Origin of the sequence: Ensifer sp. 1H6 (assembly GCF_001976035.1) — a bacterium.
GTDB lineage: Bacteria > Pseudomonadota > Alphaproteobacteria > Rhizobiales > Rhizobiaceae > Ensifer > Ensifer canadensis.
Window position 1 is genome coordinate 45,083 of the sequence record NZ_MOAI01000012.1, and the last position, 20,625, is coordinate 65,707.

Sequence of the window (20,625 nt, forward strand, 5' to 3'; positions counted from 1 at the left end):
CAGAGCTCGCGGCGATCATGCCGCGCACGACTGGCTCATCAGCGTTGATTGCATGGAAGATCGGGAGAAGGGTGTCAGCCGGCCGCCTTGCAGGCGATCCCGGCATCATTCTCGCCCTTCGTCGCATCGTAGAGCGTTGCCTCGTCACCTTTCGTCCACCAGATATACTGGCCGCCGGCATACTTGGCACCCGATGCGGAAATCACGTTAGAGGCGACGGTGAAGTTGCCGTCGAGGGTGAAGGTCACCAATGAGGCCGGGCCGGCATTGATGTATTCGGCTTCGACCGTCTTGCCGCCGCAGTCATAGCGCGCCGACTGGCGATCGACGGTCTCTGCCCCCGGAACCGAAATCGTGACATCGACACTGCCCGATCCGCCCGCTGCCATCGACGCCAGCGTCAGCGCCGGCGCGCCGGCCGACTTGCCGAGGACCAGTTTCGACCCTTCGACATCCCAGGAAAGCTCGGTGCGCAGTGCCGCCAGGAATTTCTGTTCCTGATCCATCACCGCCGGCACGCACATCTTGCGGGTCGAGGCCGCCGGGCCGAAGGTGATCTTCGCACCGGAAAGGCTGAAAGTACCGGTAAAGTGGTTGCAGCCGGCCATGCCGCCATAGGTTCCATCGTCGCGGATCTCCAGCGTCGACTGAAGATTGTCGATCACCCCGCGGCCGGCGATATCTTCGGCAAGCCAGATGCCGACAAGCTGTTGCGGCACGTTTTCGGCAGCGACCGTCTGCATTGAGGCCATTTCGATCAGCACGCAGGCGCAGGAAAGGGCGGTGGCGACTTTCAGCATCGGGAACTCCTTCGCGCTTCGACTCGTCGTCCGATTCTTAGCCCGATCACACGCCGGATTGAAGACCGCGCCCTTGTTGCACGTCGATTTCGCCTGTAGAGCCTAGCGCATACAATGAAGATCGGCATCGGTTTTCGGCAAAACCAAAACGCGGCTTCCCTCTGTCGGAGCGAGCGTTAGGCGCTCGGCCGGGCGCTTGCGCCCCCGCCCCGCTGTAAGGCTGGAAGAACGAACAAGAACATGGGAATTGGCATGGCATCCCGCGAAAACGCGAAGCGCCGACTGACGATCCTGGGCTCGACCGGCTCCATCGGCACCAATACGCTCGATGTCGTCGAGCGGCTGGGCGGTCGCGACAGTTTCGAGATCGTCGCTCTGACCGGAAACGGCAACATTCCGCTGCTGGCGCAGCAGGCGATTGTCCACGGCGCAGAGCTTGCCGTTACCGCCGACGACAGCCATTACGCCAGCCTGAAGACAGCGCTCTCCGGCTCCGGCATTGAGGTTGCGTCAGGCAGGAGCGGCCTGATCGAGGCGGCGGAGCGCGACGCCGGCTGGGTGATGGCGGCAATCGTCGGCAATGCCGGACTTGCCCCGACGCTGGCCGCCGCAAGCCGCGGCGCCGACATCGCGCTTGCCAACAAGGAATGCCTGGTTTCCGCCGGCAGCCTGTTCATCGAAGCGGTCAGGAAGGGCGGCGGCCGCCTCTTGCCGGTCGATAGCGAACACAACGCCATCTTCCAGGTGCTGGAAGAGCACCAGCGCCATGCCGTCGAGCGCATCATCCTCACAGCCTCCGGCGGCCCCTTCCGCACCAAGACACTCGAAGAGATGCGCCACGTGACGGCCGACGTCGCCCGCGCCCATCCGAACTGGTCGATGGGTCTGAAGATCTCGATCGACAGCGCCTCGATGTTCAACAAGGCGCTGGAGATGATCGAAGCCAAGCACCTGTTCGGCCTCAGGCCGGAGCAGATCGAGGTGATCGTGCATCCGCAGTCGGTCATCCACTCGATGGTCGGCTACACCGATGGCTCGGTGCTGGCGCAGCTCGGCTGCCCCGACATGCGCACCGCCATCGGCTATGCGCTCTCCTATCCCAGCCGCTGCGACCTGCCGATCGAACGGCTCGACTTCGCCAAGCTGTCGCGCCTCGATTTCGAAGCGCCCGATGAAATCAGGTTTCCGGCAATCCGCCTGGCGCGCCGCGCCATGGAACAGGGCGGCGTGCAGGGGGCCGTGCTGAACGGCGCCAAGGAGACGGCGCTGGAAGCCTTCATCGCCGGTCGGGCCGGGTTCCTGGACATGGCCGAAATTGTCGAGCAGGTAATGGACAAGCTCTCGGACCTGCCTGCGGCCGTCACCATGGACGATGTCTTTGCCGCCGACGAAAAAGCCCGACAACTGGCTGCCGGGCTGATCCGATAGTTTGCTGATCGGGCGTTCCCGCCCCTCATCCGGCTGCCGCCACTTTCTCCCCGCACGCGGAGAGAAGGTTAGGGGCAGATTTCTCGAAAGATAAGTGAAGCCTTACGCGACGGCCCGTGCCAGCGCGCAGCGCGACCACAGCGAATGCAGCGCGCCGACCAGATGGTCGATATCGGCATCCGAATGCAGCGGCGTCGGAGTGATGCGCAGGCGCTCGGTCTTCGTCGGCACCGTCGGGTAGTTGATCGGCTGCACATAGACGCCAAAATGGTCGAGCAGCAGGTCGGAGATCCACTTGCACTTGGCGGCGTCGCCGACCATGACCGGCACGATATGGCTCGGGTTCGGCATATGCGGAATGCCGCGCTGGTCGAGCAGCGAGCGCAGCCGGCGCACGCGCTCCTGATGGGCGAAGCGTTCGATCTGGCTTTCCTTCAGATGACGGATGGAGGCAAGCGCACCGGCCGCAAGCGTCGGTGGCAGCGCCGTCGTAAAGATGAAGCCCGAAGCAAAGGAGCGGATGAAATCGCAAAGCGCCGTCGAGCCGGTGATGTAGCCGCCCATGACGCCGAAGGCCTTGCCGAGCGTGCCTTCGATGACGGTGAGGCGATGCATCAGGCCTTCGCGCTCGGCGATACCGCCGCCACGCGGGCCGTATATGCCGACGGCGTGCACTTCGTCGAGATAGGTCATCGCGCCGTATTTGTCGGCGAGATCGCAGAGCTCCTTGATCGGGGCAATGTCGCCATCCATCGAATAGACGGATTCAAAGGCAATGATCTTCGGCGCGCGCGGATCGGCTGCGGCAAGCTTGGCTTCGAGGTCGGCCACCGAGTTGTGCTTGAAGATGACGCGTTCGCACTTGGAATGACGAATCCCCTCGATCATCGAAGCGTGGTTCCCGGCGTCTGAGAAGACGATGACACCGGGAATCTTCGAACAGAGCGTTCCAAGGGCGGCCCAGTTGGACACGTAACCCGAGGTGAACAGAAGCGCCGATTCCTTGCCATGCAGATCTGCGAGCTCGCGCTCGAGCAGCACATGGTAGTGGTTGGTTCCGGAAATGTTGCGGGTGCCGCCGGCACCGGCGCCGCATTCGTCGATGGCGCGTTTCATCGCCTCGGTGACGATGGTGTGCTGGCCCATGCCGAGATAGTCGTTGGAACACCAGACGGTGACTTCCTGAATGCCTTCAGCCGTGTGGCGCGCGGCCTTCGGAAAGTTGCCGCGATGGCGAGCGATATCGGCGAAAACCCGGTAGCGACCTTCCTGATGCAGCCCGTCCAGCTCGGTTTTAAAGAAATTCTCGAAATCCATCATCTTCTCCAGTGCCCTGCCGCTTTTTTTGATTCAAAGCGACCGGGGGTCAACCCCGCAATGCGACGCGGCCGCCGCCTGCGGCAAAAGGCCTCTAGTTTTGAACCGTTCCAAAGAAAGCCTTAGCGCATGTAAATCCCTCCAAGCTTGATCGAAGTCAAGCTTGGACGAAAAAAGGGCGGCCGAAACCGCCCTTTTTGACGCATCAAGACAGGCCCGCATTGCTCATGCTGCAGCCACCGCGCGTTTTGCCATCACCTTGACCAGATTGGCGCGATAGGCGGCATCCGCGTGGATGTCGGAAAGCAGGTCGGAAGCGTCGACCGGCACATTGGCAAGCGCATCCGGCGACCACTGCGACGAAAGCGCCGCCTCCATGTCCTTGTGCCGGAAGACGCCACTCGATCCGGCCCCCGTCACCGCGACGCGAACATCGCCATTGTCCCGGCGCACGACGAAGACGCCGGTCATGGCGTAGCGCGAGGCCGGGTTGGCGAACTTCTGGTAGGCTGCCTTTGCCGGAGCCTCGAAGGCGATCGCGGTCACCAGTTCGCCGTCTTCGAGCGCGGTCTCGAAAAGACCGGTGAAGAAATCGCCGGCGGCAATTTCCCGCCTATCGGTGACAATGGTCGCATCGAGCGCCAGCATCGCCGAAGGGTAGTCGGCAGCCGGATCGTTGTTGGCGATGGAGCCGCCGATCGTGCCCATGTGGCGCACATGCGGGTCGCCGATATGGCTGGCAAGCCCTGAGATCGCCGGGCACACGGCCGCCAGCTCGGCGGAGGACGCCACGTCGAAATGGGTGGCCGCAGCACCGATCCTCACGGTTCGCCCCGTCACCTTGATGCCCTTCATTTCCGCGACATGCCTGAGATCGATGAGGTCGGTCGGTGCGGCAAGCCGCTGCTTCATCGTCGGGATCAGCGTCATCCCGCCGGAGAGATATTTGCCCTCGCCTGCGGCCTGCTTGAGTTTGACGGCATCCTGGATAGAGGACGCCCGGTGATAATGGGTCTCGTACATGACACGTCCTCCCGCTCAGTTTGCGGCATGGGCGGCAGCCCACACCTTTTGCGGCGTCGCCGGCATCGTCAGCCGGTTGTTGCCGATGGCGTCGGTGATGGCGTTGATCAGCGCCGGCGGCGAGCCGATGGCGCCGGCCTCGCCGCAGCCCTTGATCCCGAGCGGATTGTTCGGGCAGGGCGTGTTCGAGGTCGAGACCGTGAATGACGGCAGGTCGTCGGCCCGCGGCATGGCATAATCCATGTAGCTTGCCGTCAAGAGCTGGCCGTTTGCCGGATCGTAGTGAACGCCCTCGAGCAGCGCCTGGCCGATGCCCTGCGCCAGGCCGCCATGCACCTGCCCCTCGACGATCATCGGGTTGATGATGTTGCCGAAATCGTCGGCGGCGACGAACTGGATGATCTTGGTCTGCCCCGTATCGGGATCGACCTCCACTTCGCAGATGTAGCAGCCGGCGGGGAAGGTGAAGTTGGCCGGATCGTAGAACGCGCCCTCTTTCAGCCCCGGCTCCATGCCCGGCGGCAGGTTGTGGGCGGTATAGGCGGCAAGCGCCATCTGGAACCACGGTACCGTCTTGTCGGTGCCGGCGACCTTGAGTTCGCCGTTCTCGATGACGATGTCGCTTTCATCCGCCTCCATCAGGTGGGCGGCGATCTTCTTCGCCTTGGCTTCAACCTTGTCGAGCGCCTTGACGACGGCCGACATGCCGACCGCCCCCGAGCGCGAGCCGTAGGTGCCCATGCCCATCTGCACCTTGTCGGTGTCGCCGTGGACGATGTTGACGCTGTCGATCGGCACGCCGAAGCGATCGGCGACCAGTTGGGCGAAGGTGGTTTCATGCCCCTGCCCGTGGCTGTGCGACCCGGTCAGAACCTCGATGGTGCCGACGGCATTGACTCGGACCTCGGCCGATTCCCAGAGACCGACGCCGGCACCGAGCGAGCCGACCGCCGCCGACGGCGCGATGCCGCAGGCCTCGATATAGCAGCTCATGCCAATGCCGCGCTTCATCCCGCGTTTAGCGGCTTCCGCCTTGCGGGCAGCAAACCCGTTCCAGTCGGAGGCCTGCATCGCGGCATTGAGCGAGGTTTCGTAATCGCCGGCATCGTAATTCATGATGACGGGCGTCTGGTGCGGGAAGGTGCGGATGAAGTTGATCCGCCGGAGTTCCGCCGGCGAAACTCCAAGCTCTCGCGCCGCCGTCTCCATGGTGCGCTCCAGGAGATAGGTCGCTTCCGGGCGGCCAGCGCCGCGATAGGCATCGACCGGGGCAGTGTTGGTGTAGACGGTGCGCACATTGGCGTGGATCGCCGGTATGTCGTACTGGCCCGACAGGAGCGTCGCATAGAGATAGGTCGGCACCGACGAGGAGAACAACGACATGTAGGCGCCGAGATTGGCAACCGTATCGACCTTCAGCCCGATGATCCGGTTGTTGGCATCGAACGCCATCTTCACCTTCGAGTGGTGGTCGCGGCCATGCGCATCGGTCAGGAAGGCTTCCGTGCGGTCGGAGGTCCATTTCACCGGCACGCCGGTACGCTTGGAGGCCCAGAGACAGACGACCTCTTCCGGATAGATAAAGATCTTCGAGCCGAAGCCGCCGCCGACATCCGGCGCGATGACACGCAGCTTGTTTTCGGGCGCGACATTATAGAACGCGCTCATCACCAGCCGCGCCACATGCGGGTTCTGGCTGGTGGTGTAGCAGGTGTAGTGATCGTCGCCGCCATCATAGATCCCGAGCGTGGCGCGCGGCTCCATCGCGTTCGGCGACAGGCGGTTGTTGTGGATAGTGATCTCGGTCACATGCGCAGCCGAGGCGATCGCCTTGTCGGTGGCGGCGGCATCGCCGATCTGCCAGTCGAAGATCAAGTTGTTGGGTGCTTCCGGGTGAAGCTGCGGCTGCCCCTGCTCCAGCGCCTTGGTCGCATCGGTGACGACGGGCAGTTCCTGGTAATCGACGACGACGGCTTCGGCGGCATCCTTCGCTTCCGCAATGCTGTCGGCAACGACGATGGCGACGGCGTCACCGACGTAACGCACCGTCTCGTGCGCGAGCGGCCGCCAGGCGCCCATCTTCATCGGCGATCCGTCCTTGGAATGGATCATCCAGCCGCAGATGAGATTGCCGATACCGTCGGCGAGCAGTTGCTCGCCGTCGAGCACGCCGATCACGCCGGGCATGGCCTTGGCCGCCGCCGCGTCGATCGACTTGATCTTCGCATGCGCATAGGGACTGCGCACGAAGATCGCATATTTCATGCCCGGCACCGACATGTCGTCCGTATAGCGCCCCTTGCCGGTCAGGAACCGTTTGTCTTCCTTGCGCGCCACCCGCGCGCCAATACCTTCAACGCCCATTGCCGATCTCCTCCCGAGATATCCAGCGAAAGTCCTGCGGTGAAATGTGATCGCGGCGAAACGTCATCGCCGCGGGCCGGACTTCATTCGGCAGCGACGCGGGCGCCGCCCATCTCGGCTGCCGCCGCAAGGATCGCCTTGACGATGTTGTGGTAGCCGGTGCAACGACAGATATTGCCGTCGAGTTCGGCGCGCACGGTCGCCTCATCGAGCTGCCCGCCATGCCGGCGGATCATGTCGACCGCTGTCATCACCATGCCGGGTGTGCAGAAACCGCATTGCAGGCCATGATTGGCCTTGAAGGCGGCCTGCACCGGGTGCAGCTCGCCATTGGCGGCCAGTCCTTCGATGGTGGTGACCTGTGAGCCCGCCGCCTGCGCAGCGAGGGTGGAACAGCTCTTGACCGACATTCCGTCCATATGAACGACGCACGCGCCGCATTGCGACGTGTCGCAGCCGACATGGGTGCCGGACAGCCCAAGGTTCTCACGAATGAAATGCACCAGCAACGTCCGGTCATCACATTGACCGCTCACCTGACGGCCGTTGACCGTCATTGTAATTTTCGCCATTTCGCTCCTCCGGGTGGGTCAATGCCAACACGAGCGCGAACGGTAAGCCGGGTGATGATCTGTTCACGCGACCAGGTACGCGCCAACTGCTATCGATGCCCTTCGCCTCGATATCCCTCCTCCGGGTTCCCGCGGCTTGTTTGTATCATTGTCTTTTTTTGGAATGTCGCAACCGCCCAAGGGTCAGGCGCGATAAAAATTTTGCGTGATGGTTGTGTTAGCTGAAATCGGGCCTTCATGTCCCGTTCAGGAACGATATCATTATGTTGGCGGCGAAGAGAATCCGCCAGACCTCCTGTAGACTTTCACAGCGGCCGGTTTATTTTCTGAATTTGCAAGTTCAAGTGGAGAAAGACATCTCGTCTTTGCGCCAATCACTCAGGGACGGACGAGGCGACAGGCTGAAATCCGTAGAGATCGGAGAGAACAATAATGAAGAAAGCCATCGCACTTGTGCTGGTTGCGTTGTCGGTTGCGAGCTGCACCCAGACTGAAAAGGGTGCCGGCATCGGCGCCGTCTCGGGCGCGATCATCGGCGGCGCGATCACCGGTGACGTTCGTGGCGCAGCTGTGGGCGCTGCGATCGGCGGCGTTTCGGGCGCGGTCATCGGCCATGTCACCGAACAGCCGGGCCAGTGCTACTACCGCGACCGCTACGGCCGCCGCTACATCGACTCCTGCCCGCGCTAAGCCGCAAGGACGGTCGACAACATCGACACGACGTCCACCTGTCAAATGACGGACCGGACGAAACATCGCCCCTCATGGCCACCTGCCGTGAGGGGTTTTCGTTTTCCTGACTGTCTCGGCAATCTGCCGATCAGCCATCAGATCCCGGCAGCCGTATCGAGCGCGCAGGAATCGGGTGGCCCGCGACAACACAATCCTGTCAGCTGCCTCGAAATAGCTTGATCGAGGCCCACTCCATGCTGAAACCGCCTGCAACTACCTTGCCGCCAGCTTTCAAACACATCGCCTGGTCCAACCTGTTTGCGCAATTCTCCGAGCAAATCGCCTTGGCCGCAGCACCGCTTGCGGCAGTCCTTCTGCTTTCGGCTGGCCCCGCGGAATCGGGCTGGCTGCAGATGGCCCAGACGCTGCCGTTTCTGCTGCTCTCCATTCCGGCCGGCCTGCTCGTCGACCGCGCCTCGCGGCGAATGCTAATGGTCTTCTCGGAAATGCTGCGTGCCCTCTCCCTGGTCGCCACTCTGCTTTTGATTGCGAGCGGTATGCTCACCCTGCCGCTTCTGGCGATCATGGGTTTTGTCGGCGCAATCGGAACGGTCTGCTACAGTGTCGCCGCCCCGGCATTGATCCCGGCCATCGTTCCGCGCACGCAGCTCGCCGACGCCAATCGCTGGCTGGAGCTTGCCCGCAGCCTCGCCTATTCCGGTGGTCCGGCAATCGGCGGAGCAATCATCGCCTGGACCGGTGCCTCGCTCGCCTATGTTGCGGCCACCACGCTCTCCCTTCTCGCCGTCGTGCTGCTCGCCGGCCTTCGCGAACAGGAGCAAGCGGCCGGGCCGCAACGCAATCTGCTTGATGACCTGATCGAAGGCGCACGCTTCCTTGCCGGCCATGCGCTCCTGCGGCCGATACTTGTCTCCGCGGTCGTGTTCAACACATCCTGGTTCGTGCTGCAGGCGGTCTATGTCGCCTATGCTGTCCGCACACTCGGACTGACGGCAACGGGCGTCGGTGTCACGCTCGGCATCTATGGAGCCGGAATGATGATCGGAGCCTATGCCGCCCCGACACTTGCGCGCCGTATCCCCTTCGGCGTCATGATCGCGCTCGGTCCGCTCGGTGGTCTGCTCGCCGCCGTCGTCATGCTGCTGACGGTCTGGTTCCCCCTCGGCGCGCTTGCGGGAGTGAGCTTCTTTCTCTTCGGTGCGGGGCCGATTCTCTGGTCGATCGCCACCCTCACGCTCAGGCAGGCCATCACCCCAAACGCGATGCTGGGGCGGGTTTCAGCCTTCATTACCACGGCGACATTCGGCGCAAGGCCGATCGGCGCGGCGCTCGGCGCTCTCGTCGCCACCCACTTCGGCGTCAAGGCTTGCCTCGTGGTCGCGGCGACCGGGTTCCTCATCCAGTTCCTGGTGATCATCGCCTCCCAGGTTCCCCGTTTGCAGGGCCTGCCCGAACCGGCTTGACCCCATTCAACCGCATCAGCGCGACCATCTGACACCCCGCAAACGGCAATCCCGAGCACGGAGCCACCGCCGACGTTGTGGCGGCGGCGCCCGGTTTTTGTGCTGCGTTGACAACATTCCGGCTCTTTTTCAGGGAAATCGACCCGGAATCTGGGCCTCAGGGGTGGATGCGGCCGGCCGTCATCGTTAACAGATGGAAAACCTTAGGCATGCAATAGTGACCCCGCCGCATGAAGGCAGTTTGTATTGGGTCGCCTTAAGACGGGATGCGGAAGCGAATGTCCCCACCACGGTCGAGTATTGCGTACTGGAAGGCAGCGACTGCGCTCGCCGTTGCCGCCTCGTGCGCGCTCGGCCCGATGTCCGTCACCAAGGCCTATGCGTTCAAGATCTTCGGCATGAAGTTTTTCGAGGGTGACGAGGACGCGGCCCAGGTCATCGACCCCGTCAACTACACCCTCACCTTCGACGCCGGTACCGACGACAAGGAATTGAAAGAGGCGCTTGAGAACAGCTCGCAGCTGGTCCAGGGCCAGGAAAAACCGGTTTCAGGCAACCTTGGCCTTGCGATCCGCGCCCGCGACGACCGCGACCGCCTGCTGGCGGCACTCTATGAGAAGGCCCGATACGGCGGCACCGTCGCAATCCAGATCAATGGTCAGGACATCGACAGCCTGCCACCCGATCCATCTTTCCCTGACGGCAAGGCCATACCCGTCACCGTCAGGGTGACGCCGGGCCCGGTGTTTTCGCTAGGCTCGGTCAAGTTCGAAGGCGACGCCGCCGGCCTCAATCCCGCCGACTACGATCTCGCGCTCGGAACCCGGGCGGATTCGACGCGGATCATCAAGGCCGGCGAAAAGGTCGTCAACGATCTGCGCGAGCAGGGACGGCCGCTTGCCAAGCTGACCGAGCGCAGCGTCGTTGCCGATCATGCAGATTCGACCGTCGACGTGGTGATATCAGCCGAAAGCGGGCCGGTGGCGCCCGTTGGCGAAGTCAGCGTTTCCGGAACCAAGACCGTCGATCCGGGGTTTGTTCGCGATTATTCGCGGCTCAACGAGGGCCGCCCCTATTCGCCCGAGGACATCCGCAAGGCGTCCGAGCGGCTGCGTCAACTCGGCGTGTTCTCGAGCGTGACCATCAAGGAAGCCAACACGCTTTCGCCCGACGGCTCGATCCCGATGAAGATCGAGGTGTCCGAGGGCAAGCACAAGTATTTCGGCTTCGGCGCCCAGGTCTCGACCACGGACGGTCTCGGGCTTTCCGGCTACTGGGGACACCGCAATCTGTTCGGCCGTGCGGAATCGCTGCGTGTCGAGGGCTCGATCGACCGTATCGGCGAGACCCAGGAACTCGATAAGCTCGACTATTCCGCGGGCATCCTCTTTGCCAAGCCCGGCGCCTTCGGTCCGGCCTCGACCTTCACCGCAAGCCTCAAGGCCAACATCCAGGATCCCGATGCCTATCGCGCCAAGATCCTGACCGGTGCGGCCGGCGCCACATTCGAACTGTCGCCGACCGACACCTTTTCCGGTGGCGGCGAGCTGAGCTGGGCGAATATCGACGACGCCTTCGGCTCCAATTCCTACCTGACAGCTGCCATTCCGCTCGAATATGTGCGCGACACCCGCGATGACAAGCTGAACGCGACCGAGGGCTACCGGGCGTTGGTCAACGCCAAACCAAGCTACGAGATCAAGGGCCAGACCTTCTTCTCGTCCTTCGAAGCAGCGGCATCGGGTTACCAAGCGCTCGGCGACGAGAAGCGTTTCGTTCTTGCCGGCAGGATCGGTGCGGGCGTTCTGGTCGGCGGCGACGGCCTTGCCGACATACCGGCAAACCGCCGCTTCTATCTTGGCGGAGGCGGCTCGGTGCGCGGTTATTCCTACCAGGAGATCAGCCCGCGCAACAGCAACAACGACGAGACCGGCGGACGCTCCTATGTCAACACTTCGGTCGAGGCGCGCATCGCCATCACCGACACGATCGGCATCGTGCCCTTCATCGACGCCGGCACCGTGTCTGCCAGCACCACGCCCGATTTCTCCGACATTCGCGCCGGCGCCGGCATCGGCCTTCGCTATCAGACGCCGTTCGGACCGATCCGTCTCGATGTGGCGATGCCGCTCAACAAATATCCCGGCGGCACCAGCTACGGCATCTATGCCGGTATCGGCCAATCCTTCTGATCCGCGCCGGTTCCAGCCGATTTCTGCGCCGCAGCCGGCAAATTTCGCACGAGCGCCCGGAGTTTCTGCCTGCAAAGATTCCGCAGCGACACAAGTTGCGTTATGGGTAGATCATGAATCACGTCGTCCGCTTCCTTCGCGCGACGCTGCGCTATTGCCTTTATGTGCTTGGCGCGCTTGCGGTCGCAGCTCTTCTCCTCGTCGCCTTCGTCGGCTTCACGACTCCCGGCGCCCGCCTTGTCGCCTGGGCGATCGAGAAATATGCGGCGACCCCGGACCAGATCGTGCGGATTGCCGACCCGAGCCCGCTTCTGACCGGCCAGTTCACCGCCGGCAGCGTGACGCTGTTCGATGGCGAGGGCATCTATGCGGAGGTTCGCGATCTCTCGCTCAACTGGTCGCCCGCGGCCCTCTTGTCCTTCCGCTTCGACGCCGCGGCGATTTCGGCAGGCTCCATCCGCGTCGAGCGCCTGCCGGTGCCTTCGACCGAAACCAAGGAAGTGCGCTCGACCTTCGCGCTTCCGGTCGACGTCAAGATCGATGCGATCGACCTCAAGGAAATCGTCATCGGCAAGGCAATCGCCGGCGAGGACCAGTTCCTGACGGCGAGCGGCAAGGTAAACGCCACCAACGAGAGCATCGCGCTCGCCATAACGGCGGCCCAGCGCGACCGGCCCGAGGCCCGTGCCGTTGCCGACATCGTCTTCAATCCGGCCGGCAACGAACTGAAACTTGAAGCGACCGTCAATGAGCCCGCCAACGGCGTTCTGGCGAAGCTCCTGCGCCTGCCGAACGAACCCGCCGTCAACATCAAGGTAACCGGCGAAGGACCGCTTTCGGACTGGGCCGGCGCCGGGACGGCTGCGCTTGACGGCACCGAGATCCTCAAGCTAGACGGCCGTCACGTCCAGTCTACCGATGGCATGCATCGGCTGACGCTTTCCGGCGGCGGCGGCTTCGGCTCGCTGATGCCGCCGGCCTTGCGCCCGATGTTCGAGGGCCAGACCAGCATCGATCTTGCTGCTGCCTTCGACGGCAAGGGCATGGTGCGCGTCGACAAGGGGCACGTGGCGACCGGCGCGCTTGCCTTCGCCGCCTTCGGCACCTTCGACAGCAAGGGCGAGAACAATCTGCAGGCAAGGCTCGCCGGTACCAATGGCGCCATCGATTTCCGCTGGCCACTGGAAAAGGGCGAGGCCCGCGTCCTGATCAATACCGTTAATCTGTCGCTGATCGGCGATGCCCAATCGGCAATCCTTGACGCGGCCGCCGACGTCGCCTCTGTCGCACTGCCGGACGTGGCCCTCGGCGCCATCAAGCTGTCGGCTGCGAGCGATGGCTTCAACCTGGCGACACAGTCGGGTCCGATCAAGACGACGGTCGAGGTCGGCCAGGTCGGCTTCGACAATGCCGATCTCGTCCGGCTGGTCCAGGCGCCGATGAAGATCGTCGGCGACATCACTGTTGCCAAGGACAGCATCACCTTTGCGCCGGTGACGCTGGAAAGCCCCGGCGTTGGCGGCACCGTCGAAGGCGCCTTCTCGCGCGAAACCAATACGGTTGCCGCGACCTTCAAGCTCTTCACGGTCCCAGGCGCCCTGCCGCCCGCTGCCGCTGCAAAATTCGACGGCACGATTGCGCTTGCCGGGAGCATCAAGACCGGCGCCAACGGCAGCGTCACCGTCGAAAACATCGATCTCAAATCCGGGACGATCGAGGCTGCCGGCTCCGTGGCGCTCGCTGAAGGCAATCTGACGGCGGATCTTAAAGGTGTCCTGCCGGATCTCGGCAAGCTGCTCGCCGACGCCAAGGGCAAGGCCGACTTCACCGCCGCTGTGACCGGACCGCTCGCCGAACTCGGCATCAAGGCGGAACTGTCCTCGAGCGGCGCGACGCTCGCCGGTCGCACGCTCAGCGACCTGACCATCAAGGCCGACGCCACCGCAAACCAGAGCAGCCCGCAGGCCAAGCTGACGGCAACCGGTGCGCTCGACGGTCAACCGATCGACGTGCGTGCCGACGTCGTCTCGAAGGACGGTCGCACATCGATCCCGGTGCTCGAAGCCAAGATCGGCGAGAACACGCTCAACGGCGCCATCAACTTCACCCCCGACTTCAAACCCGACGGCACTGTCGATTTCAATCTTCCGGACCTTGGGCTGCTTGCCGCCATGGCCGGCCAGAAGGCGTCCGGAGATCTCTCTGGATCGGCGGCGATCCGGACGGCCAACGGCATCACCTCCATCGTGCTCAAGGCCGGCGGCAGCGGCATCAAGCGCGATGACCTGACGATCGCCAAGCCGACGGCCGACATCACCATTGCCGACCTTTCGGCACTGGCGATCAAGGGCAGCGTCCGGGCAGAGACAATTGCCCAGGGGGCCAACCGGGTTTCCGGATTGAGCCTCGACTTCACCCAGCAGGCCGGCAAGACAGGCTTTGCCATCGACGGCAAGTATGACGGCGGGCCTTTGACGGCGAGGGGCGACCTGACGAGTTCGAACGGGCGCACGGAAATCCGTCTTTCCTCCTTCGGCGCGACGCCGAAACAGATTGCACTAAAGCTCGCGGCGCCGACCGTGATCGCGATCGAGAAGGGCACCGTGCGCCTGAATGCGCTCACGATCCAGGCATCGAAAGGCACGATCGCGGTCAGCGGCACCGCCGGCCAAAAGCTCGATATTACCGCAAAGCTGAACGCCCTGCCGGCAGCCCTGGTCAATGCCTTCGCACCGGGCCTCGGCGCGGAAGGGGCAATCGGCGGCACCGTCGATGTCGGCGGAACGGCGGCAGCGCCGGTCGTCGCCTATAACCTCAAATGGTCCGGCGCCTCGCTGGCAGCCGCGCGCACCGCCGGCGTCGGTGCCTTCGACATCTCGGCCAATGGCAAGTTTGCCAACAACCGCGTGACGCTCGACACCACGCTCTCCGGCGCCGGCGGCCTCGCATTCAAGGGCGGCGGCAATGTCGATATCGGCGGCAACATGCCGATCGCCATGAAGTTCAACGGCAATGTGCCCTTCGCGCTCGTTGCCAACCTGATGGCCCAGCAGGGCTTCACGCTCACGGGCCAGGCCTCCGTCGACCTTTCGATTTCCGGCTCGGCCAAGGCACCGCAGATTGCCGGCACGATCACCACCTCAGGCGGACGCCTTGTCGACGTCCGGCGCAACCTCGCGCTCAACAACCTGACGGCCAACGTGGCGCTCGACGGCAAGCAGGCGACGATCTCCAAGCTTTCCGCCAACCTCGCGACCGGCGGCTCGGTCGAGGTCACCGGCACGGTCGGCACCGTACCCAGCTCCGGCTTTCCGGCCAACCTGATCATCAGGCTCAACAACGCCACCTATGTCGACGGCACGCTGTTCACTGCGCAGCTTGCCGGCGAGATGACCTTGACAGGTCCGCTGGTCGCCACCCCGACACTCGGCGGCAAGGTGACGATCCGCAAGGCAGCAATTACCATTCCCGAGAAACTGCCGACCTCGCTCTCGGCTATCGACATCAAGCACAAGAATGCGCCGGCCAAGGTCAAGCGGATGGCCAGGGACATCCGCAAGGACGAGAAGCCGGCAGGCGCCAATGCCAGCGGCGTCATCGCCTTCAACCTTGGCGTCACGGCCAATCAGGTCTTCGTGCGCGGCCGCGGCATCGATGCCGAACTCGGCGGCGACCTGACGATCCGCGGCACGGCCGTGCAGCCGACCATTTCGGGCGGTTTCGAGATGCGCCGCGGCCGTTTGGAAATCCTCGGCAAACGCCTGACCTTTACCGATGGCACCATCGGCTTCGGTGGCGACCTGATCCCGACACTCAATCTCAAGGCGACATCGACCGCCGGCGCGACGACCATCACCGTCAGCGTCACAGGCCTTGCCAACAATCCGCAGATCACCTTCTCGTCGTCGCCAGCCCTGCCCCAGGACGAAATTTTGGCGCAGCTGATCTTCAACCGCTCGCTGTCCAACCTCTCGGCCTTCCAGATTGCTCAGCTTGCCTCTGCCGTCAGCCAGCTGGCGGGCGGTGGCTCGACCTCGCTGCTCGACGGTCTGCGCAACAAGCTCGGCGTCGACGATCTCGACGTCACCACCGACGAGAACGGCGGCGCCTCGGTGCGCGCCGGCAAGTATCTTAACGACCGCACCTATATCGAGCTGCAGCAAGGCTCGGATTCAGGCTCCAGCAAGGCCGTGATCAATCTCGATGTCGGCAAGGGCGTCAAGCTGAAGGGTGCGGCCGGCGGTGACGGCTCCGCATCGGGCGGCATCTTCTTCGAAAAGGAATATTGAGGCGGCGCGTCATCAATACCGTTTTGACTGACGGCGTGCCTACCTTCGCCACAAAGAATACGCCCGCGGGTCGCTAACGATCCGCGGGCGTATTCTTTGTCGTCTTCCGTCTTCGGACGGCCGGGACGGATCAGTCGTCCGTCACAGCCCCGGGCGAAAATAGATGCCACTGAGCTTGCCGCCGGGGGCAAGCATCAGCCCGCATTCCAGCGTTCCCTTTTCGAAGCGCACGTCATAGACATCCCAACCTTCTTGCAGCACGCCCTTGAACGCCACGCTCTGCAGTGACCCCAGGCGGTCGAGTTCGGCTTTGGCGAGGGGCGCCTGCTCGCGCGCCACCGCTGCGAGCGGCGGCGTCATGCCTTCGTAGTCGGGCTCGCCGCGCTGGTGCTCGGCGATGACGCGGCGAAGCAATGCCTCACTGTCGGGAAACGGGATCTTATCCTTCACGCGCTTCTCCAGGTCGTCGGCAACGGCACGCGCCTTCGTCTCGTCGATGCGTTTCGCCGCCTGTTCGTAGCCGCCCTGATGCAGCACTACGCCTTCCACCTCACCTTGCTCGTTGCGGGTGAAAGAGAGTTGCGCCTGGACGATGCGATAGAAGAACAGGTCATCCGCTTCGGGATAGATTTCGAGCGCATTCTGCCCGGTCAACTGCGCCATCAGTCCGCCCTCGCGGCGGGTGACGCTGAGCACATCGCCGCCTCGAACTGGAAGTCGCCCACAACAGAGCCGTGTTTTTCGGGATCGAAACGAACCTCGGTTCGAGGCCGTGCCTGCTCATAACGTCGCCACGCGACGGTATCCGGCGATAGGTCGGTCATCCTGGTCTCCTTGGCAAGAGTGATGAGTTCGCTGATAGAGACGGCCCGACCGCTCGATATTTTCTGCAGCGCCGCGCCGATCAGCGACAGGCTGTGCTCGACCCGATCACGCAGATCGACGAGCGCGGATTGCTGGATCGTCAGTGTCTGGCCGAGATCCGGCGCGGCGCCCGCCAGCAACACGGTGATCCGGGTCAGGCTCAGGCCGAGACGCTTCAATGCGAGGATCTCGGTCAGCCGGGCGATTTCCGCAGCGCCATAGAGCCGCCAGTTCTTTTCCGTCCGGCGCGGTGCGATCAGCCCACGATCCTCGTAGACACGCAGCGCCCGCACGGTCAGGCCGAGACGATCGGCACATTCGGCGGCGGACAAAAGGGGATCATGGTTTCGCTTGTCGCTCATGGGAGCCACCTGGAACTATCTTCTAAGGTATGACCTTAGGTTCGGCTCAAGCGATATTTGGTGTGGGTAGAATCAAGATTTCGCGGAGGATGCTCGCGCTTGGGTCGGGTCGCCATGGATTTTGCACAATTCCGTCCCTACCTGCCCTCTCGCGCAAATTGCATGTTTCCCTAAATCGTATCCGATTTAAGGCTAAAAACATGCAACGGTTCATAGTGCCACAGCGACCTTTGTACGTCGAAAAAGACGCGCGGCGCTGTAGGCCGCAATTTCGGAACAACCCGTATTTTCAGGTGGTTTTTTGTCTCTCCAGCTTCTCGATATCGATCTTCCGCCCACCCTGGCACCGCTGCTCGCAGGTTATGACTGCCGAAAGGATAGCCTCGGCCAGTCAGACTCCAGCGTCTTCCTGTTCGACGCAAAAGACCGCCCGCCCCTCGTTCTCAAGGTCGAAGAGGCCGGTCCCTTTGACGAGCTTGTCGATGAGGCCGAGCGGCTCGAATGGCTGGGCAAGCAGGGAATGCCCTGTCCGCGCGTCGTCGCCCGCGACGTGTACGCGCAAAAGAACTGGCTGCTGATGGAGGCGGTCGAAGGCATCGACCTCGCCTCAAGCACCCTTGCCGCCTCGGAGCAGGTTGTTCTGCTCGCCGAAGCGCTACGCCGCATGCATGCGCTCGATGTCGATGCCTGCCCGTTCGATCACCGGATTGGTGCGCGTGTCGCGATCGCCAGGCTGCGTGCAGAAGCGGACCTGGTCGATGAGACCGACTTCGACGACGAGCGCCTCGGCAAGACCGCCGACGAACTCTTCGTCGAGCTTCAGGCGCGCATCCCTCAGGAGGGAGAGCCGGTCGTCACCCATGGCGACGCCTGCCTTCCAAACATCATCGTCAGGGATGGCCGCTTCGCCGGTTTCATCGATTGCAGCCGTCTGGGCGTCGCCGACCCCTATCAGGATCTGGCGCTGACCTGCCGCAGCATTGCCTACAATCTCGGGGAGGAATGGGTTCAGCCGTTTCTCGATCTCTACGGCATCCGTCGTGCCGATCCCGAAAAACTCGGCTTCTATTGCCTTCTCGACGAGTTCTTCTGACCTCGGGGAAAGCAAGCGCAGGATGGCCCGCGCCGCCTTATGCGGCGTCGCGGGCCTCGATATTGAGATCGACGATATCGGCATCGCCGAGGTCGATGTCTTCCAGGGCGTTGAACAACGCCCAGATATGGCCGAACGGGTCGATGAAGGCACCGACGCGGTCTCCGGTCGACAGCGTCTCCGCCGGGTTTCTGAGGGCGGCACCCGCCCCGATCGCCCGGCCGATGACCCGGTCGACATCCTTCACATGCAGTTCGAGAATGACCGCCGTCGTGCCGAGCGCATGCGGCGATCTCGGCCCGCCTAGTTTCGGCTCCGCGTCCCGCCGCGGATTGGCACCGGCGATCCGGAAGACGGATTCGCCGATCCTGAGATCGGCGCTGGTTAAAATCCCGCTCGGCCATTCATGCCGTTGCACCAGTTCGGCACCCAGCACATCACGATAAAAGGCAATGGCGCGATCCTCGTCGCCATGCCGGACAAATAGCTTCACACAGATCTGCCGATCGGCCAGCCTGCCGCCATTGATGACCATGACATCCTCCAATCTCGGGTGAGGCGCACATCATATACAAAAACGAGAACAAATCAAGAACGACTGGCGCAAAAACGCAATTTTCGACCCTCGCCCTCCACGCGGAAAGAAGGCACTAAAATGCGCCCGTCAGCTTGCTGGTCTTCAACAGGATGTTCGTCTCCGTCACGGTAATGCCGTCGATCAGCCGGATCCGCCTCAGCGTCTCGTCGAACGACACCAGGTCCCTGTCCTCAAGCTCGGCGATGAAGTCCCAGCGGCCGTTGGTGCTGTGCAGCGCCCTCACCTGTGGCAGACCGCGCAACTGCCCGGCGACCCGGTCGGCCATCTTGCCGTGGACCTCGATCATCACCACGGCCCGCACGCCGGAGGCCGGGATTTCCTGTCCCGTGCGAATGGTAAAGGCGGCGATCGTCCCGTTGGCGACCAGCCGGTCGATGCGTGCTGCAACGGTTGCGCGCGATACGCCGGTCCGCGCCGAAAGGGTCGAAACAGGCAGACGGGCATTTTGGCGCAGGGCACTGATCAGCGCCTGATCAAGGTCGTCCATATCTCTCACTTTGCAAAATCGGACTTAGCAATCTGTCGATCTTACCTTTCCAATCGACAGTTTTCCATCTTTTTGCTGTCACGCGTTTTGAGGATAATCCGCGCCATCCACGGGAATCATGACAGAAGGAACAGGGCGGATATGACGACCATCACGCTGATCGGCGCACCCATCGAGGAAGGTTCTGGACGACGCGGCGCGGCCATGGGCCCCACGGCACTTCGTATCGCCGGTATCGACACCGTTCTGCGCGAACTCGGCCACACGGTTTACGATGAAGGCGACGTCAAGCCGCTGCCGGCACGCGACCTCGCCAACCACCCCGGCGCCAACAACCTGCAGATCGTCGCCGCCTTCGCCCGCGCGCTGCACGATTCGGTCCATGACACCGTTCGCAAGGGCCATTTCCCGATCATTCTGGGCGGCGACCACGCGCTTTCGATGGGCAGCGTTTCCGGCATGGCGCGTTACGCCGCCGAAGTCGGCCGACCGCTGTTCGTGCTCTGGCTCGACGCCCATGCCGACTTCAACTCCCCGGCAACCTCGCCGTCGGGCAACATGCATGGCATGCCGGTCGCCTTCTACTGCGGCAAGGCCGAGTTTGCCCCGATCCTGCCTGCGGACCGGCCTATGGTCGATCCGACCAAGGTCTTCCAGGTCGGCATCCGCTCGGTCGACGACCGCGAACGCGAAGAGATCGCCGAACATGGCGTGCGTGTCTACGACATGCGTGCGGTCGACGAGCTCGGCATGGCGCACATCATGCGTCATATCCTCGATGAAGTGCGCTCGGCCAACGGCCTCCTGCATGTCAGCCTCGACGTCGACTTCATGGATCCCGAGCTGGCACCGGGCGTCGGCACCACCGTTCCGGGCGGCGCCACCTTCCGCGAAGCCCACCTGATCATGGAAATGCTCTGGGAGAGCGATCTCGTGTCCTCGCTCGACGTCGTAGAACTTAATCCGTTCCTCGACGATCGCGGCAAGAGCGCGCGTGTCCTGGTCGAGCTGACCGCGAGCCTTTTCGGCCGCCGTGTCCTTGACCGCCCGACCCGCAGCGCCTGAAATAGAAACAACGGA

The 20,625-nt window shown here is 63.2% G+C and carries 16 protein-coding genes; 7 read left to right on the top strand and 9 right to left on the bottom strand.

Annotated elements, in window-relative coordinates:
- Window positions 1–74: 74 nt before the first annotated feature.
- Window positions 75–800, bottom strand: coding sequence for an META domain-containing protein (locus BKP54_RS15785; protein WP_057221774.1), 726 nt, complete (start codon window positions 798–800; stop codon window positions 75–77).
- 252 nt (window positions 801–1,052) lie between these two features.
- Between BKP54_RS15785 and dxr the strand changes: the two genes are divergently transcribed.
- Entirely contained in the window at window positions 1,053–2,228 is a 1,176-nt protein-coding gene (gene dxr, locus BKP54_RS15790; RefSeq protein ID WP_084814566.1) for a 1-deoxy-D-xylulose-5-phosphate reductoisomerase, read from the top strand.
- 102 nt (window positions 2,229–2,330) lie between these two features.
- Here dxr and hemA read toward each other — a convergent pair whose 3' ends face one another.
- From hemA to BKP54_RS15810, 4 genes are all read right to left on the bottom strand, one after another.
- Window positions 2,331–3,545, bottom strand: coding sequence for a 5-aminolevulinate synthase (gene hemA / locus BKP54_RS15795; RefSeq protein ID WP_025425016.1), 1,215 nt, complete (start codon window positions 3,543–3,545; stop codon window positions 2,331–2,333).
- A gap of 225 nt (window positions 3,546–3,770) precedes the next feature.
- Window positions 3,771–4,568, bottom strand: coding sequence for a xanthine dehydrogenase family protein subunit M (locus BKP54_RS15800; protein WP_025425017.1), 798 nt, complete (start codon window positions 4,566–4,568; stop codon window positions 3,771–3,773).
- Window positions 4,569–4,583: 15 nt separating this feature from the next.
- Window positions 4,584–6,932 (bottom strand): xanthine dehydrogenase family protein molybdopterin-binding subunit, encoded by a 2,349-nt coding sequence (locus BKP54_RS15805; protein WP_057210822.1) that lies wholly within the window; start codon window positions 6,930–6,932, stop codon window positions 4,584–4,586.
- 83 nt (window positions 6,933–7,015) lie between these two features.
- Window positions 7,016–7,504, bottom strand: coding sequence for a (2Fe-2S)-binding protein (locus BKP54_RS15810; protein ID WP_025425019.1), 489 nt, complete (start codon window positions 7,502–7,504; stop codon window positions 7,016–7,018).
- Window positions 7,505–7,936: 432 nt separating this feature from the next.
- On the opposite strand from BKP54_RS15810, the gene BKP54_RS15815 reads away from it, so the two are divergent.
- The 4 genes from BKP54_RS15815 to BKP54_RS15830 all read left to right on the top strand — a co-directional run bounded on the left by BKP54_RS15815 (window position 7,937) and on the right by BKP54_RS15830 (window position 16,141).
- Complete coding sequence (locus BKP54_RS15815; protein ID WP_025425020.1) at window positions 7,937–8,194, top strand: glycine zipper domain-containing protein; 258 nt, start codon at window positions 7,937–7,939, stop codon at window positions 8,192–8,194.
- 236 nt (window positions 8,195–8,430) lie between these two features.
- Window positions 8,431–9,660 (top strand): MFS transporter, encoded by a 1,230-nt coding sequence (locus BKP54_RS15820; protein ID WP_057221811.1) that lies wholly within the window; start codon window positions 8,431–8,433, stop codon window positions 9,658–9,660.
- A 278-nt stretch (window positions 9,661–9,938) separates the two neighbouring features.
- A complete protein-coding gene (locus BKP54_RS15825; protein ID WP_025425022.1) occupies window positions 9,939–11,852 on the top strand; it encodes an autotransporter assembly complex family protein in 1,914 nt (637 codons plus the stop codon).
- Between the two features lie 113 nt (window positions 11,853–11,965).
- Complete coding sequence (locus BKP54_RS15830) at window positions 11,966–16,141, top strand: translocation/assembly module TamB domain-containing protein (protein WP_057210825.1); 4,176 nt, start codon at window positions 11,966–11,968, stop codon at window positions 16,139–16,141.
- A 141-nt stretch (window positions 16,142–16,282) separates the two neighbouring features.
- On the opposite strand, the gene BKP54_RS36525 is transcribed toward BKP54_RS15830, so the two are convergent.
- Both BKP54_RS36525 and BKP54_RS36530 read right to left on the bottom strand, forming a co-directional pair.
- Window positions 16,283–16,804: a hypothetical protein gene (locus BKP54_RS36525; protein ID WP_158071699.1), complete on the bottom strand. Its 522-nt coding sequence runs from the start codon at window positions 16,802–16,804 to the stop codon at window positions 16,283–16,285.
- A complete protein-coding gene (locus BKP54_RS36530) occupies window positions 16,804–17,367 on the bottom strand; it encodes a MerR family transcriptional regulator (protein WP_128090429.1) in 564 nt (187 codons plus the stop codon). Before BKP54_RS36530 ends, BKP54_RS36525 begins: the two co-directional genes overlap by 1 nt.
- 301 nt (window positions 17,368–17,668) lie before the next feature.
- Between BKP54_RS36530 and BKP54_RS15840 the strand changes: the two genes are divergently transcribed.
- Window positions 17,669–18,460, top strand: coding sequence for an APH(3') family aminoglycoside O-phosphotransferase (locus BKP54_RS15840; protein ID WP_025425025.1), 792 nt, complete (start codon window positions 17,669–17,671; stop codon window positions 18,458–18,460).
- A gap of 37 nt (window positions 18,461–18,497) precedes the next feature.
- Here BKP54_RS15840 and BKP54_RS15845 read toward each other — a convergent pair whose 3' ends face one another.
- Together BKP54_RS15845 and BKP54_RS15850 are read right to left on the bottom strand one after the other, a co-directional pair.
- On the bottom strand, window positions 18,498–18,995 hold the full coding sequence (locus BKP54_RS15845) for a VOC family protein (protein ID WP_025425026.1): 498 nt from the start codon (window positions 18,993–18,995) through the stop codon (window positions 18,498–18,500).
- A 115-nt stretch (window positions 18,996–19,110) separates the two neighbouring features.
- Window positions 19,111–19,545, bottom strand: a complete 435-nt coding sequence (locus tag BKP54_RS15850; protein ID WP_025425027.1) for an Lrp/AsnC family transcriptional regulator — start codon at window positions 19,543–19,545, stop codon at window positions 19,111–19,113.
- A gap of 141 nt (window positions 19,546–19,686) precedes the next feature.
- Between BKP54_RS15850 and rocF the strand changes: the two genes are divergently transcribed.
- Window positions 19,687–20,610, top strand: coding sequence for an arginase (rocF, locus tag BKP54_RS15855; protein ID WP_025425028.1), 924 nt, complete (start codon window positions 19,687–19,689; stop codon window positions 20,608–20,610).
- Window positions 20,611–20,625: the final 15 nt, after the last annotated feature.

Excerpts from the sequence above, each read along its gene's own strand:
- BKP54_RS15785 (WP_057221774.1), bottom strand. The coding sequence starts at position 800 with ATGCTGAAAGTCGCCACCGCCCTTTCCTGCGCCTGCGTGCTGATCGAA.
- dxr (WP_084814566.1), top strand. The coding sequence starts at position 1,053 with ATGGCATCCCGCGAAAACGCGAAGCGCCGACTGACGATCCTGGGCTCG.
- hemA (WP_025425016.1), bottom strand. The coding sequence starts at position 3,545 with ATGGATTTCGAGAATTTCTTTAAAACCGAGCTGGACGGGCTGCATCAG.
- BKP54_RS15800 (WP_025425017.1), bottom strand. The coding sequence starts at position 4,568 with ATGTACGAGACCCATTATCACCGGGCGTCCTCTATCCAGGATGCCGTC.
- BKP54_RS15805 (WP_057210822.1), bottom strand. The coding sequence starts at position 6,932 with ATGGGCGTTGAAGGTATTGGCGCGCGGGTGGCGCGCAAGGAAGACAAA.
- BKP54_RS15810 (WP_025425019.1), bottom strand. The coding sequence starts at position 7,504 with ATGGCGAAAATTACAATGACGGTCAACGGCCGTCAGGTGAGCGGTCAA.
- BKP54_RS15815 (WP_025425020.1), top strand. The coding sequence starts at position 7,937 with ATGAAGAAAGCCATCGCACTTGTGCTGGTTGCGTTGTCGGTTGCGAGC.
- BKP54_RS15820 (WP_057221811.1), top strand. The coding sequence starts at position 8,431 with ATGCTGAAACCGCCTGCAACTACCTTGCCGCCAGCTTTCAAACACATC.
- BKP54_RS15825 (WP_025425022.1), top strand. The coding sequence starts at position 9,939 with ATGTCCCCACCACGGTCGAGTATTGCGTACTGGAAGGCAGCGACTGCG.
- BKP54_RS15830 (WP_057210825.1), top strand. The coding sequence starts at position 11,966 with ATGAATCACGTCGTCCGCTTCCTTCGCGCGACGCTGCGCTATTGCCTT.
- BKP54_RS36525 (WP_158071699.1), bottom strand. The coding sequence starts at position 16,804 with ATGGCGCAGTTGACCGGGCAGAATGCGCTCGAAATCTATCCCGAAGCG.
- BKP54_RS36530 (WP_128090429.1), bottom strand. The coding sequence starts at position 17,367 with ATGAGCGACAAGCGAAACCATGATCCCCTTTTGTCCGCCGCCGAATGT.
- BKP54_RS15845 (WP_025425026.1), bottom strand. The coding sequence starts at position 18,995 with ATGGTCATCAATGGCGGCAGGCTGGCCGATCGGCAGATCTGTGTGAAG.
- BKP54_RS15850 (WP_025425027.1), bottom strand. The coding sequence starts at position 19,545 with ATGGACGACCTTGATCAGGCGCTGATCAGTGCCCTGCGCCAAAATGCC.
- rocF (WP_025425028.1), top strand. The coding sequence starts at position 19,687 with ATGACGACCATCACGCTGATCGGCGCACCCATCGAGGAAGGTTCTGGA.